The organism is Candidatus Krumholzibacteriota bacterium, assembly GCA_016931295.1.
Lineage (GTDB): Bacteria > Krumholzibacteriota > Krumholzibacteriia > Krumholzibacteriales > Krumholzibacteriaceae > JAFGEZ01.
Window position 1 is genome coordinate 1 of sequence record JAFGEZ010000050.1, and the last position, 15,808, is coordinate 15,808.

Annotated in this window: 9 protein-coding genes; all 9 read right to left on the bottom strand. The window is 69.7% G+C overall.

Annotated elements, in window-relative coordinates; all coding sequences use genetic code 11:
* Window positions 1-974, bottom strand: a 974-nt coding sequence (locus JW876_12155; protein MBN1886260.1) for a hypothetical protein, incomplete at its 3' end; no start/stop codon positions are given.
* Entirely contained in the window at window positions 940-4,329 is a 3,390-nt protein-coding gene (locus JW876_12160; protein ID MBN1886261.1) for a hypothetical protein, read from the bottom strand. The genes JW876_12160 and JW876_12155, both read right to left, overlap by 35 nt.
* Before the next feature lie 6 nt (window positions 4,330-4,335).
* Window positions 4,336-5,223 (bottom strand): NHL repeat-containing protein, encoded by an 888-nt coding sequence (locus JW876_12165; GenBank protein ID MBN1886262.1) that lies wholly within the window; start codon window positions 5,221-5,223, stop codon window positions 4,336-4,338.
* 32 nt (window positions 5,224-5,255) lie between these two features.
* Window positions 5,256-6,056, bottom strand: coding sequence for a hypothetical protein (locus JW876_12170; GenBank protein MBN1886263.1), 801 nt, complete (start codon window positions 6,054-6,056; stop codon window positions 5,256-5,258).
* Window positions 6,057-6,067: 11 nt separating this feature from the next.
* A complete protein-coding gene (locus JW876_12175) occupies window positions 6,068-6,979 on the bottom strand; it encodes a hypothetical protein (protein MBN1886264.1) in 912 nt (303 codons plus the stop codon).
* 19 nt (window positions 6,980-6,998) lie between these two features.
* Window positions 6,999-10,301 (bottom strand): immune inhibitor A, encoded by a 3,303-nt coding sequence (locus JW876_12180; protein ID MBN1886265.1) that lies wholly within the window; start codon window positions 10,299-10,301, stop codon window positions 6,999-7,001.
* Window positions 10,302-10,327: 26 nt separating this feature from the next.
* On the bottom strand, window positions 10,328-11,320 hold the full coding sequence (locus tag JW876_12185; GenBank protein MBN1886266.1) for a PorV/PorQ family protein: 993 nt from the start codon (window positions 11,318-11,320) through the stop codon (window positions 10,328-10,330).
* Window positions 11,321-11,445: 125 nt separating this feature from the next.
* Entirely contained in the window at window positions 11,446-15,387 is a 3,942-nt protein-coding gene (locus JW876_12190; GenBank protein MBN1886267.1) for a hypothetical protein, read from the bottom strand.
* Window positions 15,384-15,791 (bottom strand): hypothetical protein, encoded by a 408-nt coding sequence (locus tag JW876_12195; protein MBN1886268.1) that lies wholly within the window; start codon window positions 15,789-15,791, stop codon window positions 15,384-15,386. Before JW876_12195 ends, JW876_12190 begins: the two co-directional genes overlap by 4 nt.
* Window positions 15,792-15,808 lie beyond the last annotated feature (17 nt).

Here is a 15,808-nt window from a genome sequence, read left to right on the forward strand (position 1 = left end):
CGCGATCCGAAGAGGAAGGGCTCGAGGTAGGCGATGTCGATCCGCGAATAGTCCTCGCCGTCGTTCAGCCAGTCGAATTGCGCGTCGCGCCCCGTGCCGGCGATGTTGCGAAGGTCGAGCATCGCGGAGCCGTTCAGGCGATAATCGCCGTTCTCCTTCTGCGAGAAGCCGAAGGCGCCCTGGAAGGCGTTGGCCCGCTCGACCTCGACGACGGGCAGCGCGATCTCGACCGCTCCCCCGCCCCGGCGCCGCACCTCCGGCTCGCCGACCCCGGCGAAGAGTTTCGAGGAAATGAGCCGCCGCCGCGCCAACGCGACGGCCGCCTCCTGGTAGGGCTCGCCGGCGCGGAGCCGCGAGACGCGCAAGGCGACGGCCGTGTCGGTGCGCGCGATCCCCTCGAAGAGGACGGCCGCCACCGTCGAGGGCTCCCCCTCGAAGACGGAGAAGGAGAGGTCGACGGCGTTCCGCTCCTCGTCGTGCGAGAATCCGGTGAGCCAGACCTGCGCCCACGGGAACCCCCCGTCGGTGTAGCGCGAGAGCAATCGCCGCATCCCGTCGCCGAGGAGAGACGCCTCGAACCGGTCGCCCCCGCGCAGTCCCAGGGCGGCGAGGGCCGCCTCGCGGGAGATCGCCCCCGTCCCGCTGAGCGACAGCTCGCCGAGGACGGCCGGAGCCCCCTCGCGGACGACGATCGTCACGTCGACGCCGGACCCGGCGCGGAGCGTGTCGACGTCGTAGCGGACGGAGAGGAATCCCCGGACGAAGAAGAGGGAATCGGCCCGATGCAGCCCCGCGGCCACGAGGGAGTCCGAGAAGGGCCGCCCTGCCGCGATCGGGTTCAGGCGGGCGATCTCGCCCGGGGAGACCGCCGACGCGCCGCGCCATTCGACGCGGCGGATCGTTTCGCCCTCCGCGGCGACCGCGAGAAAGAGCACGAGACTAGAAGTAAGCGCGGCTTTCCATCTTGAGCGCATGGACCGTCTTCACCTCCCCCGTGTAATCCTTTTCCCGCCGCCCGTTGTAGTTGAGGCCGAAAGAGACGTTGCGCGAGATCCGGTACTGGCCGATGACGTTCCAGTCCTCCCGGAGCCCGTCCTCGAGGAAGAAGAGCGGCTTGCCGGCTTCCGCCGCCGACGCCGTCCAGGTGAAGCGCAAAAGCGCCTGCAGGCTCGTCCGGCTCCCGATCACCGCATTGAAGGAGGGGGCGCCGCTCCACGAATCCTGCTCGGCGAGGGAGACCTCGTCGCGGCGGCGTTCCCAGCCCAGCTCCATCGAGAGCCTCGTCGAGGGACGCGCCATCCACGACGCCGTCGACGAGGCGAGGAGGCTCTCGACCCGGTAGTCGCCGTCGCCCGCCGCGGGCGAGGAACGCTCGCTGAGCTTCGTCGCGATGTCGGCGCCGACGGTGAAGGCGGGGCGCGGCACCGTCTCGACCCGGAGACGGACGTCGCGCAGGAACCGCTCGGCGTTGACCCCCTCGGTCCGGTTGTCCTCCTCGTCCTCGCGCGTCCACAACAGCTTGAGGTTCCACCTCTTCACGCCGTCGAGAAAGCTCCACTCCTGCCGGAGCCGGACGGAGCCGTAGAGGGTGGCGTCGTCTCGCTGCAGGGTCTCCGGCGACAGGAGGTAGAGCCCGCGGAGATCGTCTGTCCGAGACCGCTCGAGCACCGAGAGAACGGCGTCGAGCGAGACGTTCCGGCGGATGCGGGCCACGAATCCCTCGCCCGCACCGGCGCCCCGCAGGCCGCGCACGCCGGAGCCGATGCTCGTCCGCCAGGTGAACTCCACCGAGCGCACCGCTTCCCGCCCCTCGCCGGGAAGGTAGAGGACCATGTAGTCGCCGCGCTTCTGCCCGACCTCGCGCCCCTCGACGTCGTAGTCCCCCTGGTTCTCGCCGACGAAGACGACGGCCTTCTCGATCCGGCGTTCCTCACCCGAGGTGATGCGGTACCCGATGTCGCTCACCAGGCCGGCGGCCGTCCACGCGTCCCGCCAGCGGACGCGCGCGAGGTCGTTCCAGCTCTCCGCCCCCGATCGCTCGGCGCGCGTCCGGCGCCTCGACACGGTGAGGTCGACGATGCGGCGTCCCGCGCTCCATCCGCCGTCGAAACGGATATCGTCGTTCTCGCGGTCGCGGAACCAGCCGGTTTCCTCCTCCTCGAGCCCGTCGGTGACGCGGCGCGTCCAGGAGAGCTCGCCCCTGAAGGGCCCGGCGCCCCGCGCGGCGACGGCGACGACTCCCTCGACGTAGAATCGCCCCGTGTCGGGGACGGACACGGAGAACGCGCGGTAGCGCTCGCTCTCGACGGCGATGCGGGGCACGATCCACCCGAAACCGAGCGCGCCCTCCCCCGACGCGAAACGGCGATCCCGCCCGCCGCCCGTGCGCGAATCGTGGAAGAGGAGGCGGAATCCCCTCTCCCGCGCCTTCCCCGCCGACACCTCCGCGTCCGCGCGGCGCGCGGTCAGCCCCCCCTCACGGGACAGCCGCTGCCAGCTTCCCGCGAGAAGCCAGTCGCGGATCCCCTCGTACCGGACGAATCCGCCGCCGATCCGCTCGCGTCCGGCGAGGGGCGCGTCCTCGAGATTCCAGAGACGGTAGAAGTACCCCTCGCGCGGCTTGTCGGGGGAGACGAACCGCGACTCGAGGGATGAGAACTCGCCTCGCAGCGTCAGGCGTCCCGGCCCCAGGGGCGCCCGGCTGATCCCCCCCTCGGCGAAGAGGGCCCCCCCCGTATTGTCCTCGTCGCCGAGAGAGGAGAGGATATTCCGGTCGCGGCGGCTCACGTCGCCCTCGATGCCGGCGAAGAGACGCCCGCGCCTCGCGGACGCGCCGATGACGACGACCTCGCGGCGTTCGGGCAGGGGCAACGGACGCCCGATCCGGTAGTTGCCCTCCCCCGCGCCCGCCCACGCGTACCGGATCTCGCCGCGCGGGGTGAACCCGTCCGTCCGGTAATCGCCCTCACCCGCGGCCACCTCGTAGAAGGCGAGGCGGACGTCCCCGCCCGTCCCAATCCAGACGTAACGGGACGGCAGCGAGTCCGCGGGCAAAAGCACGTAGTCGCCCGTGCCCGGCTCGACCGGCGTCACGCCGTCGGCGACGGCGAGCGTCTCGTCGTCCCCCGCCGCGGCGAGCACGGCGCGCTCGTCGTCGTCGAGCCCGCCGCGCACGGGCTTCTCCCCGTCGTCCGACTCGCGGAAGAGGGCCGCGCGCAGGACGAGGGAGGAATCCCGCGTCGCCGCCGCGGCGCCGGCGGTGATCGTCGTCCGCTCGTACTCGTCCTCGCCGGTCTGGTAGTCGATGACGATCTCCGCGTCGGCGGTGACCGTCACCTTCTCGGTGAAGGTGACCGTGCCGCGGTTGTAGTCGATCGTGTAGTCGTTCTCGCTCCCCCGGCGGAGCTCCCGGCCGTCGAGCCAGACACGCTCGGTGCCGGGGAGGATGATCACGCCGTTGAAGCGACGGGCCGAGAGCAGCTCGTAGGGTCCCTGTACCCCCTCGCGGCCCCGGAAGCTCGTCGTCTCGAAACGGCCCTTCGTGATCCCGCCGCCGGCGTAGACGCTCGCGGCCTCCGCGGCGACGACGGCGTGCGCCCCGCGCAGCTCCCGGTCGTACGAGGAGAAGCGAGACCAGTCGAGCCCGTCGGTGAAGTCGCCGAGCCTGACGGTGGCGTGCCGGCTCCGGACGGCGATCGTCACCCGGTCGAGGTGCTTGAGCTCCTCGGTGTTACCCTCGGGCTGGACGGGGAGATCGTCGTCGGTGAGGAACGCCTCGACCTCGAGATCCTTCGCGATCCGTCCCGAGACCGAGACGCGAAGGCTCTGGTCGATCCCGAGCCCCTTCCCCGAACCGACGTCGAAGCCGACCGTCTTGCTTCCGGAGACCCGGAGGCGGTGGCGCGAGGTCTCGCGTTCCGGCGCCGTCGCGGCGAGGGTCACCGCCCGCGCCGGGATCCCCGTCTCCCCCGACGGGAACCGCGCGGCGAACACCGGCCCGTACGGGAAGGGATACCGCGAGAACCAGGCCGTCAGCCTCCCTCCCGCCTCCACCGGTTCGACGAGGATCACCGTGCCGCGGAGGTGGTTGATGCGGTACTCCTCGCCCCGGACGAGCGTTCGCCCGTCGAGGACGAGGGAATCGCTCCCCGGCACGATGAACGCCGCGCCGAGATCGACGCGCCCCCCGGGACCGACGACGATCTCGCGGCGAAGGGGGAGGTCGCGCTCCGGGTCGATGTCGCGCCGCCACGTGCCCCCCGCCCTCGCCGTCGCCGCCGCGCAGATGACGAGGAGGATCGCGGCGGCGGATGTGCGTGGAAGACGCATGACGTGCTACCGGGAAGAGGTGCGGCGGTATACGAGGATCGATCGCGAGGCCAGGTCGGAGACGTAGAGCCTCCCGCGCCGGCCAGTCGCCGCGGCGGCCGGCTCGATCGGCGTTCCGTTCCAGCTGTCGATGCGACCGGCGGCCAGGCCGTCGCCGTCGAACAAGAAGACCGCGCCGGCCCCCGGGTCGGCGACGAAGAGCTCGCCCCCCGGCCCGGCGGCGATCGACCGCGGGGAGACGAATCCCCCCCCCGCGGGCACGACCGTGGCCGTCCAGCCGCCCGCAGGCGAAAAGAGCTGGACCCGCCGGTTGCCGGCGTCGAGAACGGCGATGCCGCCGTCGTCGAGAAGAACGGCGCCAACGGGACGGTCGAAACGCCCCGGCACCCAGCCGTACTCGCCGAAGGAGAGCTCGACGTCGAGCAGGGGCGACCAGACCGTGACGTCATGCATCTCGATGTCGGTGGTCACGAGCCGCCCTCCCCCGCCCTCGTCGATCGAGACCGGGCGGTGACGGTCGGGATCGAAGGTGAGGAGGACGTCGAGGTAGGCCCCCTTGTAATCGTACCGGAGCACGCGGGCCGCGTCGTAGTCGAGGACGTAGACGAAGGGGCCGAAGGCGGCGATGTCGATCGGGAACGCGGCCGACGAGCCGGCGGGGCGCTCGAACTCGACGACGGCGCCGGCCGTGTCGAACCGGAAGACCTTTCCGGTCATCGCGTCGGCGGCGAAGAGATGGCCCCGCTCGTCGACGGCGAGGGCGAGCGCCTCGCGAAGGATCCCCGAGCCGATGGAACGGCCCGTTTCGGCGTAGCCCCCCGCGCCTGCGGCGACGGCCGGCGAGGCGGCGGCGAGCGCCGCCGCGAGGAGCGCGATGCGGAAGCACGCACCCATGCGACACATCCCTCCGCCGGGGTCAGAAGAAATCAGAACGATCGTCGACAGGCGAGCATGAAGAGCCCCCCTCGATGATCGAGCTCGAGCGAGAGGGCGGGCTCCGCGTTCGCGCCCTGCGCGAGGCGCACGGCATCGACCGTCGAGACGACGCGCAGCATCGCGGCGAAGACGCCTGCGTAGAGAGCCCGGCGGTACGAGGAACGGCTGCCGTCGCGCAGGTCGCGGTAGCGGTCGAACGCCGTCTCGTTCTCCCAGCGCCAGCTCTGGTCGCCGACGATCGCGTTCGCCTCGTAGTAGTTCTCCATCGCCTCGGCGTCCGTGGGATAGAGATCCCGCGCCTCCCGGCGGATGTACTCGTTGTATCCGCCCGGGCCGTCGCTGCTCCGGTAGCCGGCGATCATCTTGTAGTAGTCGTCGTCCAGGTCGGCGGAGGCGATGTTGGCGAAGGCGACCGCGTAGTCCCGGTATGCCTCCTCGCGGGCGTAGCCCTGCCAGAGGAAGGAGCCGATCGCGACCCAGGCCGCCCCCTCGAGCGCGAAGTAGACGCGCGATCGGACGGTGTGCCCGAGGCGCTGCTGGCCGAGGCCGGGGAGCAGGAACGAGGCGAGCCCGATCTTCGCCGGCGAATACGCCCCGGTCACCGCGTCGCCGGCGGCGCTCCATTCGGCGAGCGCGTCCGCGGCGACGCCGACGCCCGGAGGGGATTCCGATGCGATGACGAGGGCCGGGGCGCCCGCGGGGGCGCTGTCGAAAACGCTTCGGACGCCCGGCGCCGCGGCGGCGTCGACGGCGAAGAACACCAGCATGCACGCGATGAGGGTCTGTTTCACGGCCTCTCTCCCTAGAATCGGTAGACGAGCGAGACGGCGGTCTTCTCCGGGCCGGGATCGAGATCGAGATCCCACCCGGCGCGCTCGACCGGTCCGCCGGATCCCATCCGGTAGGCGATCCATCCAGCGTCGACCATCGAGACGACGCGGTTCACGATCAGGTACATGATATTGTCGTCGGCCCTGCCCAGGTACTTGTTGCTCTCCTGCCTCAGGGAGACGTACCGGGTCCGGTTGGGCGTCCAGAAGTTCCCCGGCTGCTCGACCGACCACGTCGCCCAGTCGTCCCACCCGTAGACGAACGGGTCGTACTTGCCGAGGTTCTCGTAGTACTCCTCGACGTCCTGGCTCTTCGGCATGTAGAGGAAGTAGTCCGATCCCTGGTCGGAGCACCACTCGTTGTACCACTCCCAGCTCTCGCATCCCCCGTAGCCGACGCAGCAGGGATGCTGCTCGAGGAAGCGCGCCTCGCTCCAGTGGGCGTCGGCGAACGCCATGTACTCGCGCTTGATGTCCTTGCCCGTGTCGTGGTTGTCCCGGTACATGTACCAGTTGTACGCGTCGAATGCCATGAAGAGGGGCACGCGGGCCAGCGTCCACGGGTCGCGCGAGTCGAGGTAGAGGTAGAGTTCCCCGAGACCGGGAAGGACGGCCGAGGCGAGGACCGAGATCGCGACGCGCCGGCGCGTTGATCCCCCCGAGGGAACGGCGGGATTGCGCCGCATGTTCAGCTCGGTGATGGACACCTCGGGCGACGCGAGCCGCGTGCCGCCCATACGAAGCGCCTCGCCCGCGAGCCGGGTCTCGATGCCGCGCGTGCCGCGCTCCGTCTCGAAAACCGATTTCGTGGCGACACGTCCGGCGAGAACCGGGGACGCGCCCAAAGCCAGGGTGAGAAGCGCAACCGCAATTCGTGTCTTCATCCGTTCCTTTCCGTTGCCCTCAGTGTACGATCGCGAAGGTCCTCGTCGCCTGCGTCCGGCGCCCGCCGGCCGTCACGACGAGCCGGCAGAGATACACGCCCGACGCCTTGCCGGAGAGATCGACGACGAATTCCGCCTCTCCGCCCCCCACGACGCGCGAGAGGCCGAACACGAGTTCGCCGGTGAGCGTCATGATCTCGAGCCGCGCCTCGCCCGTCGCCGGCGCCGGGAAGTGGAACCGTACGGCCTCGCCCGTCGATGGATTGGGATAGACGACGAGGGTCCGATCGAGCGCGAGCCACTCGTCGGCGCCCGCGGCGCCACCGGCGGAGGGTTGGGCGAAGGCCGTCCGTTGCGGCCCGCCCCACGCCCCCGTCCATGACCCGGACAGTGCGACGGCGGGAAGCGCCCGCCAGCGGAAGCTGCACCCGCCCGTCATCGCCGGGAAGGCCGGTTCGGCCGCGGCGCGGTCGCGCAGGTCGAGCGCGGCGACGAGCGTCTCGCCGCCGGCGTCCGGCACGAGATCGACGCCGTTCGGGAAGCTGGCCGCGATCCGTCGCGGCCAGCCGCGGAGAAGCCGGCCGGCGCCGTCGAAGAGATAGAGCGCACCGAGTTCGCTCCCCGCGGCGACGATCGGGCCGTGCGCCGTCGCCAGCACGACGGGAGACGTCACGATCGTCTCGTCGCCGCGCACGTAGTATTCGTCGGCGGGACGCCGGGGCCAGCCGGTGAGGTTGGCGCCGGAGGCCGTGACTGCGCAGAGATCGCGCCCGTCGGGGTAGACCAGGTCGAGCCAGCCGTCGCCGTCGAGGTCGTGGAGTGCCGGCCGGGCGGCGATGCGCTTCTCGCGGTCCCGCGAGGCGAGGATGCCGTCGCGGCCGAGGAGAAAGAGTCGTCCCGTCGTCATCGCGACAACCCAGATCTCGGCTCCCGGCGCCGCGGGGTCGACGTCGCCGCCGACGAGGGCGACCTCTCCCTCGACCTCCGTTCGGCTCAGGGGGACGGGATACCCGTACGAGCCGTCCCCGGCGCCGTCGAGACGGGGCGTCGAGGCGCCGCCGACCGATTCCACGACGATCTCCCAGCGGCCGACCCACGTGTTCGCCTCGTCGGCGGCGAGGACGAAGAGCGCGTCCGTGCGGCCGAGGGAATCGACCGCCGCCGCGATGTTGCCGACGGGCCTCGTGCCGAAGCCGCCCAGATCGATCGGCGATCCGGCGATCTCGCCGCCGCCCGCGTCGAGACAGTGGAGCACGCCGTCGGCGGTGGTCACCGCCGCGACGATGCCGGCGGCGGTCGACACGAGCACCGGCGGCGCGGCGAGTGCGACGCCGGAGGAAACCGGCCAGCCGGCGAGGGGATCGAAATCCCGGTCGTCGACGAGCCACAGGTCGCCGCCGGCCGTTCCGGCGAGGATCACGCCGCCGTCCGCATCGGGATCGTCGATCCACGCGATCGGCCCGTTCGCGCCGGCGCCGAGGGAGAAAACCGGCTCGTCCAGCCCGGCGATCCGGAGGTCTCCCGCCTCGTCGAGCAGCAGGGCCTCACCGCCGGGAACGAGGAGCACGCCGTCGGCCGCGGGAGAGAACCTTCCCGACGGCAGGATGCGATCGACGCGTCGCAGCGCCGGCACGCCGACATCGAAGGTCATCAGCGTGTCGCGGGCCGAGACGTTCTCGAGGAAGACGCCGCTCGGCACGAGGAGGTTGCTCCACGAGGGGGGCAGGATCGAATCGCCCATCGCCGTCGCGTTCCCCTCGTAGAAGGCGTCGTCGAACCAGCCGAGACCGAACCACGAGTAGGGATCGCCGAGATCGACGACGCCGTTCGCCTCGACGAGGCTCACGCCGTACGGGTAGAGGGTGTTGACCGTGTTGGTCTCCCACCGCTCGGCGATCAGGCGGTCGTCGACGTGCCAGACGAGCAGTCCGGGCCCCCCGTCCGGCCCGGGGTAGTCCGACTCGGTCGGCAAAAGGATGTCGTAGCCGTTGACCAGCTCCCACTCGAGTATCTCCGCCCCAGGATCGTCGCAGTTCAGGCAGTTGCCCGTTCCGAGGATGACACCCGTCTCCCCGTCCGCGACGAAATAGGTGGGCAGGCCGTCCGTCTCGGCCGCCCGGTTTTCCACGAGGAAGTATTCGTCCTCCCCCGCCTCCACGCGGACGACCCGCGCCGGACAACGCTCGACCGCCGTCAGGGCGATCCCCTCGGCGAAGGTCGCGACGGTGTCGACCGTCGTCCAGCCGAGATACGTGCGCGACCACGCGGAGAGGCCGCCGGGGACGAGGCCCTCGGCGTAGGCGCAGTTCTCCCCCGTCTCGTCGCAGACGTAGACGCCCAGCATCCCGCCGCTGTCCATGTTGTCCCAGATGCCGACGGTCGGGGCGTTCGTCTGGACGTTGTAGAGGTCGGGCAGCCCGAGCTGGTGGCCGAACTCGTGGGCGAGCACGGCCGCGATCCCGCTGAGATAGCCGTCCTGGTTCGCCGTTTCGGGAATGACCGAGCCGTAGCGGACCGTCGTCGCGCCGCCATCGACGGTGAAGATGTCCTCGTCGCCGAGACGCGCGTAGAAGGAGGGTATGTCGTTCGGCGTGTCGTAGTTCACGTCGGTCTGCAGGTTCGGCCCGGCGTGCGCGACGACGATCGCGTCGAAGTCGCCGATCCGCTCGGGATAGCCGCGAGAGGCGAGGTCGGCGTCGCAGGCGGTGACCGCGTCGCGGAAGAAGCAGACGAGGCTCTCCGTCTTCCAGTCGCCCCCCTCACCCGGTCCGTAGTCCGCGATGTCCCCGAGGTGGCAGGCGGCGTCGTTCTCCGGCGGCCAGACGATCCACTCGATCTCGACCGCCCCGCAGGACTGCAGCCGGTAGTAGGTGGCGAGCGCCTCCATGTGCGCGTCGAAGTAGGCGCGGTCGTGCGGCGTCGGATCGACGAGGCTCGTTCCGCCCGCCGCGAGATCGAAGCCGCCGCCCGTCGACAGCGAGGAGAGCTGGTCGAGGCGGTCGGTGAGGAAATCGACGCGGATGAGGATCGCCCGGACCGTCCCCCCGGTTGCCGCGGCGGCCGCGCCGAGAAGGGGCCGCTCGCCGAAGGGGCGCGGGAGCGGTCCGCGCGAGAGCCGGTCGCCCTCGACGAGGACGCGGCGCCAGTTCGGCTTCGTCGGCCGGGTGGCCGTTCGCCCCGTCGGAACGAGATGGCCGCTCGCCGTCCGTCTCAGCACCCGCGCCTCCGGCTCTCCGGCCGAGGCCGTTCCCGCCGCCGCGAGCAATGCGACCGACACGACCAGGCCGGCGGCGGCTGTCCTTTTGAAACGGATCGCTGCCACGATCGGCTGTAGCCTTTCCCAGGGGGTCAGAACGTGACTCCGAGCGACCAGCGATGCACCCTGCCCAGGTCGGACGACTGCGGAACGGTCGACCAGTCGAAACGCACCCGCTTGTTGAGGATGAATCCGAGCCCGTAGGTCGCGTCCTTGATGTCGCCGTCCTTGTCGTGGATGTACCCGCCGCGCGCTGCGAAGAGCTGCGCGTAGACGAACTCGGCGCCGGCGTGATAGGTGCTCGACCGTTCGAACTCGACCATCGGCCGGTTGTAGTCGGCCGCGACGGTCAACGTGCCGAACTCGTTGGCGACGGGCGTGTAGGCGAATCCGAGCCGCATGTTCCGGGGCAGATCGGCCGCCTGGTCGCTATCCACGTAGGTGATCGAGGGACCGAGATTCGTGACGGCGAATCCCAGGTTCAGGTTCCGCACCATGAAGCCGCCGACGCTGAAATCGGGGATCTTCCACAGGGCGCCGAAGTCGATGGCGACCGAGTGTCCCTTCCCCTCCTGCCCCTCAATGGTCGCCCAGTCGGGGGCGAGCGAGACATAGACGTACTTCACGTTCATGCCGATCCCGATCGTGTCGAAGATCTTCACCGCGCCGCTCAAGGTCGGAGCGACCTCCCAGGCCGAGGCGGTGCCCACCGGGTTCGGGTCGAGCCGCGTCACTTCGTAGTCGCCGTAGGTCAGGTAGAGGAGGGCGGCGCCGATCGTCCCGATCCCTTCGAGACTGTACACGCCGCCGATGTAGTCGAAGAACACGTCGGAGGCGAGGTCGGGAACGAGCTGCGTGTGCATGAGATCGACCGCTCTGTCGACGAAGGCGATCCCGGCGGGGTTCCACCAGATCGCGGTCGCGTCGTCGGCGATGGCCACGAAGCTCTGACCCATCCCGTTCGCGCGGGCGCTCGGCGGGATGATCAGGCTGCTTGCGCCGGCTTCGCCCTGCGCGAACGCGGCGGTCGCCGACAGGGTGAGCAGGATCAACGATGCGATTGCGAATCTCAACGTCTTCACCATGATTCCCTTCCTCTGAAGATACGGTATCTACATGAATGATAATAATCTGTGCCGCGTCCGGTCAAGCGGTTTACACACGCGGACCGAGGCTCGAAGGACGCGTCATCCCTCTTCGCGACAACTGGTTACCTCAACAGTACCACCTTCCCCGTCACGGTCTCCGTCCTGTTGAACGAATCCCTGAAGGCCACCTCGAGCAGATACAGATACGTTCCGTTGGCCGGGCGGTCGCCCGCGGCGTCCCGTCCGTCCCAGTAGATGCCGTTGAACCCCTCCCCGGCGGTCTCCCGCCGCTCCCAGATGCTCACGCCCGACAGCGTGTAGACGACGAGCCGCACGTCAGCGGCGCTGCTCAGCTGGAAGACGAAGTTCGTGCCGTCGGTGAACGGATTCGGGAAATTGAAGACGTCGGTCACGGCGTAGATGCCCTCCTCGACGATCTCGAAGTCGAGGGTGTCGCTCGCCGCCGCTCCGAGATTGTCGAATGCGCGCATGACCACAGAATGCGGTCCGGGTTCGAAGCCCGGGCCGAGCGGGTACTCCACGCTGCCGGCGGTCGACGAGCCGTGATCGTACGAGAAATATTCCGTGACGTAGATCGGAAAGCCGTCCCGGTCGAACTCGAGCAGGATCGAGCTCTGCGGGTCGACGCCGAGCGTGGCGATCCCGTCCCCGTCCTCGATATCGGCGACGAGGAGCGCCCCCTGCTTCACCTTGTCGGCCTGTCCGGCGAAGAACATCCTGAGCGACGGCGGCGACTCGTTGACCGGGGGCGACGCGGCCGTGACGATGTCGAGCGTGTCCGCCGCGCCCGCGGCGTCCGACCCGTCGCCGACCGTGTACGCGCGGACGCGGGCGCAGGAACCGGTACGACACCGGATCGGGACGGTGTACTCCACGGCGAACCGGCCGTTTTCGACGTCGACCGAGCCGTGGAAGAATTCGCCGCCGGGAAGGTCGTACTTGACGGGATACATGATCCCCTTGCGCTCGACGATCCGGTCGATCCGCTCCTCGGCCTCCTGGACGACGATGTCGACCTCGCCGTTCCACGAGCCGAGCACCGCCCCGCCGTCGGTGACCGCTCCCTGGACGCGGTAGCGCCTTCCCGTCTCCATCGTATCGACGGCGGCGACGTCGAGGGCGACGACCCGCCGCGGCAGGGCCAGCGTCATGGCGGGATCGCCGAGGAGCTCGTATTTCGCGTTGTTGGCCGGATAGGCGAGAACGCTCGTCGACATCTTGGCGAGTTGCAGCGCCGTGCCCACGGGCAGGACCGCCGTCGTGTCGCGCTCCGGGAAGAGCATCCCGTGGAAGGCGAAGTTGAGCGCGGAGTTGCAGTTTCCGTAGGTGGGCGCGACGCCGGCGATCGTCCCGATCGCCCCCCCCGCGTCGAAGGAAACCATCTCCTGCGCCATGCTCCGGTGGTAGGGGGAATCGAGGTCCCCGACCGAGCAGGAGAAGGCGAGGTACAGGGGGCGGCGCGCCCCGTTGGTGAGCGAGAAGACGTCGCTCTTGAGCATCACACGCTCGTCGGTCATCTGGAGGTACGAGCCGTGGCCGGCGAAGTTGATGATCAGCGCTCCCTCGTTCCACCGCCCGAGCAGGTCGCTCGTCGCCGCCGGCTTGATGTCGCCGTCGAACGGGTAGTGATGGAGATAGATCTTGCTGAAGTCGACGAAACGCGGGAAAACACCCACCTCGCGGTCGGCGAGAACCTCCGCGTCGTTCATGAAATAGAAATCGTTGTCCCAGGGATTGGTCGAGTACTCGTCGTCGGCGACGAGCACCACGCGGTTGCGCCAGGGGCCCGTCTCCCCGTTCGCCTCGTAGTCGACGATCCGCATGGCCCAGCGCCGCGCCTCGCCTTCTTCGAGGCAGGTGAGGCGCCCGACGCCGAGGTCGGCGAAGAGATCGACGCCGTCGTCGAGCTTGACGAGATAATCGTCCTCCTCGATCGCCTCGCTCTCCCCCGCGTAGCCCGTGTTGACGTAGAAGGGGACGAGGTCGTTGCCGCGACCGAGATGATTTTTCGGATCGTAGGTGCCGTTGCCGACGATGAGGAGGAAACGGACGACCGGCTCGTCCCCCTCGCGGTACGCGTCGTAGAGGAATTTCATGTAGTTCCGGACGGCGAGCGGATCCTTGAGCCCGCCGGAGAAGTTGTCGTAGACGTGCTGGACGTCGACGGCGCGCACGCGCGGCGCGGCGACGCCGGGAAGCGTGGAGGCCCGGTGCGCCCTGAGGATCTCGGCGGCCGCGCGGAAGCGCCCGTTGTAGACGATGACCATGTGCGGTCCGTCCCCCTCGTCCCGGAGCGAGGGGATGGGCGCGAACGGGGTTCCCGCCACCTCGATGACCGGCCGGCGCAGGGCCGCGGCGGTCGCCGCCGCGTAATGCGCGGGAACCGTGCCGAGCGGATCCTCGAAGAGGACCTTGCCGCCCTCATGCGTCCAGCCGTCCAGCATGGCGGGGGAGCGATGATCGCTCACGTCGACGAGCAGCGGCCGCTCCGATCCGAAGCCGTCGAGATGGAACCGTCCCGTGCCGCTTCCGGCCGGGGCGATGAAGTCGAGCCGGCCGGAGGCCGCGCGGAGCAGACGGTTGTAGTGGATGTCGTACCACAGCACGTACATCGCGTCCGGGATCTGCTTCGAGATGGTGAACACGTTGCCGCCGGCGCGGAGGTTGGTCAGGGCCGCCGTGAGCGTGTCCGGGACGGGCTTGTAGGTGACGTCGTCGATTTGCCACCTGAGCGTGCCGGCCGTCTGGAGGTTGACGCTGCAGACGGCGTCGCCGAGATTCGAGAAGGTGTAGGGACCGTAACGCACGGTGCGGAGCGTGCCGTTGGCGTCGGCGGGATCGCTCAGAACGAAGGTGCTGTTGAAGAGCGAGGTGCCGTCCTTCGCCAGAAGCTGCCAGTACCAGCGGTCATCCGTCTCCATCGGCGAGTAGAGGAGATCCGTCTCGACGTGGATCCGCTCGACGTACCGGTCGATGTCGGTTCCGCCTCCCGTCGGGGAGACGGATCGGCTCTCCATCCGCCTCGGTTCGCCGGGGAATGAGCCGCCCCAGGCGAGCCAGTAGACGTTCCGCGTCTCGTAGGCGTGCTCGTACCGCTCCATGGCGTCGGCGGCGGGATCGAGGTAGTCTTTCCAGCCCGAGGCGCCGACCGCCCAGAAGAGGATCGAGTCCCCCTCCCAGAAGGAGGATCCCTTGACGCGGATCCGGTGCTCGGTCAGGTCCCAGCCGGGGCGGTCGCTCCCGTCCAGGCCGGTCAGGCGGGGCTGCTGCAGCGGGCCCGCGGAGAAGAGCCGGATCGTCGAGGCGTCGATCTGGCGCGGGTCGATCCCCGCGGCGAGCAGGGCGTTGTAGGTGACGATGTAGAGGCCCGGTTCGCTCACGCGGAGCCTGATCCAGTTGTCTGTCCGCGCGAAGGAGAAGGGATCGCCCGGCGCGGCGAGCGTCCGGCGCGGCTCGTCGCGCCAGCCGGCCGCCTGGGCGGCGTTCACGATCGCCGCGTCCCGCGGACGCGGAACGCTTTTCCCCTCCCCTGCGCTCGCCGGTGGGAATGAGAGGCGCGCCACGATCCGGACGGCGTGTCGGTAGCCGGCCGCCTCTGCGTCCCATACGACCGGCATCCAGGAGAGGACGGTCATGGGCCGGGTACGGTAGCGGCCGGTCGTCTCGAGGGAGACGAACGCGTCGTTTCCGGCCTGCGCCGCCGGCGCCGTCCCGCCCGCGTCCCGCCGCCGGAATACCCGGGGCGGCGGACCGTCGAGGGGAACGACGTCGGCGTCGATCGTTTCGATGCGCAGGCCGTCCTCGGCTGGCACCTCGAAGAGAAGCAGTCGTTGCGGAAGGAGGAAACGCCCCTCGATCATCCGTGCGGTGAAGCCGTCGAGTAAAACGACGCTTCCCTCCGCTCCGCCTGGACCGATCGTCGGCGCCGGGGAGGTCAGCTCCACCGTCACGCTTCCCGCGTCCCACGACAGGACGCGGCAACCGTCGGCGGAGACCGGGCGCGAGGCCAGGATCAGCAGGACCGCGAAAAGGAAACGTCTCAAAGGATACCCCCCGCGAGGATCGCGACGACGGCGACCGTGCCGACGGCCTGCAGCACGAGCGAGGACGGCCCCGCCGGCCGGCCGTGCCCGATACGACCCGTGTGACCGGGAAAGATCTTCCTGCTTTCGTCGATCTTCCCGAGCTTCCACAACATGTTCTCCATGTCGGGAGCCGCGCCGAAGATCGCGCCGAGGACGATCGCCGGGCTGCGGAGGCCGAGAAACAGCATCACGGCGAAGACCCCGACGGCGAGCAGGATCTCGAGCGTCATGCTCCTGAGGTCGTAGTGCGGCACGACGTCGAGCGCGACGTGGCTTCCCAGCCCGGCGACCGGGGCCAACCAGGCCCACGGCACGAGCGCCCCCGCCAGGGCCCCGGCTGCGACATGGGTGAACACGCACACGCTCAGTCACCTCTTTT

Excerpts from the sequence above, each read along its gene's own strand:
- JW876_12165 (MBN1886262.1), bottom strand. The coding sequence starts at position 5,223 with ATGGGTGCGTGCTTCCGCATCGCGCTCCTCGCGGCGGCGCTCGCCGCC.
- JW876_12160 (MBN1886261.1), bottom strand. The coding sequence starts at position 4,329 with ATGCGTCTTCCACGCACATCCGCCGCCGCGATCCTCCTCGTCATCTGC.
- JW876_12175 (MBN1886264.1), bottom strand. The coding sequence starts at position 6,979 with ATGAAGACACGAATTGCGGTTGCGCTTCTCACCCTGGCTTTGGGCGCG.
- JW876_12185 (MBN1886266.1), bottom strand. The coding sequence starts at position 11,320 with ATGGTGAAGACGTTGAGATTCGCAATCGCATCGTTGATCCTGCTCACC.